1 protein-coding gene and 1 pseudogene are annotated in these 2,318 nt (G+C 44.3%); both read left to right on the top strand.

Going from position 1 to position 2,318, the window contains the following annotated elements; all coding sequences use genetic code 11:
- Window positions 1-178 precede the first annotated feature (178 nt).
- Window positions 179-2,038, top strand: coding sequence for an acyltransferase family protein (locus ACTHUM_RS11705; protein WP_107810444.1), 1,860 nt, complete (start codon window positions 179-181; stop codon window positions 2,036-2,038).
- A gap of 75 nt (window positions 2,039-2,113) precedes the next feature.
- Window positions 2,114-2,318: pseudogene (locus ACTHUM_RS11700) on the top strand (tyrosine--tRNA ligase); the annotation flags it as partial.

Genomic DNA, 2,318 nt, shown 5'->3' with positions numbered 1-2,318 from the left:
GTATTCCTACTCTAATCTATTACTATTCAAACGCATATCATCAGCAATCATTCTAAGAAGGCAAACAAACTGCCCTGTTCCGACAAACGATGGCCGACCTCCGAAATACTGCCATTCTCGGCAGGAATCACTTTTCAGACGACGCCATTAATATAAAATTTATTAAAATCAAAATATTATGAGCAAAGTTTTATCTTACCGCCCAGATATTGATACATTGCGTGCCGTTGCTGTTCTATCCGTTGTCGTTTTCCATATTGAAAAAAACTGGCTGCCTGGCGGCTTTCTTGGTGTCGATATCTTTTTTGTCATTTCCGGCTTTCTGATCACGATGATTATCCATCGTGAAATGAGCAGCGGGATTTTCTCGTTCAAAAAATTTTACATCCGCCGTATCAAGCGGATACTGCCCGCATTTTTTACCGTATTGACGGTAACGCTGGTATGCGGCTTTCTTTTATTCACCAAAGATGATTTCTTCCTTTTATGGAGGACAGCCCTGTCCACCTTGGGGTTCATCTCCAATATCTTTTTTGCAAAGGGTCAGGGCTATTTCGATCCCATACAAGAAGAAAAACCTTTGCTTCACATATGGTCTTTATCGGTCGAAGAACAATATTATTTCGTCTTCCCGATATTGCTGTTACTGGTAGTCCGCAAAAGCTGGCGCACCCAGTTTGCCTTCCTCATCACGCTATGCGTATTCAGTATTTTGGCTTCTTTTATGCCAACTGCACTGGATAAATATTACCTGCCCCATCTGCGCGCCTGCGAAATGCTGATCGGCTCATTAACAGCCGTGTGGATGCAATATCGGCAACAACAAGGGCTGGATACCGGCAAACCATATGCGGCGGCAGGCGCATTACTTTCCATCTGCGTACTGTTTGCCTGCCTGTTTGCCTATACAGAAAAAACCGCCTATTTTCCAGGGCCTGCCGCCATCATTCCTTGTTTGGCCGCCGCCGCATTCATTTATTTCAATCAATTTGAACACCGGCTGAAAAAATTTTTCCAATGGAAGATTACCGTCGGCATAGGCTTAATTTCCTATTCGCTGTATCTGTGGCATTGGCCTGTATTGGCTTTTATGAGATACATCGGTCCAAACAATCTGCCTTCGTATTCGACTGCGGCCGCGATTATCTTAATGTTTGCACTCTCCCTGCTTTCTTATTATTTTGTCGAGAAGCCGTTTAAAAAGTGGAAAGGCTCTTTTGCCCAGTCTGTGACATGGATTTATGCCGTCCCCATGCTTGTTTTGGCTATTACGCCTTTTCTTGCCATGAAGCTCCCGTTTATGGAGCAATACGACCGCATGGGATTGGCACGTTCCTACACTTCTTGTCACAACAACACCGACAAACAGTGTATTTGGGGCGATACCGACAAACAGCCGGAATTACTGATTCTAGGCGATTCGCATGCCGATCAATATAAAACGTTTTTTGATACCGTCGGCAAAAAAGAAAAATGGTCGGCAACGATGGTTTCTGCGGACAGTTGTGCCTATGTAGAAGATTATGCTGCACCCGTATTCAAGAAAAACGCCTCCTGCCGTGCCGTTTATCAGTATGCCAAAGAGCATCTGCCCCAATACTCAAAAGTGCTTTTGGCCATGCGCTGGGGCAGCCAAATGCCTGAAAACAGCAACTCCCTTGCTTACGATCCCGATTTTTTCAAAAAATTCAACCTCATGTTGCAAAAACTTTCTTCGGAAAAACAAGCGGTTTACCTGATGATAGACAACCCTAATTTGTCATACAACGGCTTGCGCGCCCATATTCTGTCTTACCGCATACCGGGATTTAGTCAGAATCTTGCCATTGATGAAACAGTCACTTCAAAAGGAAATGAACGCATCAAAGAATTGGCAGAAAAATATGCCAATGTGCACATTATCGATGCCACTGCCTATATTCCGGAAAATTTCAAAATAAACGGATTGCCGGTTTATTCCGATAGAGACCACATCAACCCTTACGGCGGCAGAGAACTGGCCAAGCGTTTTTCTGAAAAACACACGCTTCTTCAGTAAGCCATAGCCATTCATCCGATGAAATTTGTTACAATTAGCAGTTTGTAAAACTGCTAATTTTTTTGGAAGATAACAATGAGCGTCATCAAAGACCTACAATCGCGTGGCTTAATCGCGCAAACTACCGACATCGAAGCCTTAGACGCTTTGCTAAACGAACAAAAAATTTCCCTCTATTGCGGTTTTGACCCGACAGCAGACAGCCTGCACATCGGCCACTTGCTGCCTGTATTGGCATTGCGCCGTTTCCAACAAGCCGGCCATACGCCGATTGCTTTGG

The sequence above is a fragment of the Neisseria sp. P0021.S006 genome (assembly GCF_051956895.1).
The sequence above is the reverse complement of the archived record's forward strand: the minus strand, read 5'-3'. Positions and strand labels throughout refer to the sequence as shown.

Bases quoted from the DNA above. Each gene is read 5' to 3' on its own strand.
- ACTHUM_RS11705 (WP_107810444.1), top strand. From the start codon at position 179: ATGAGCAAAGTTTTATCTTACCGCCCAGATATTGATACATTGCGTGCC.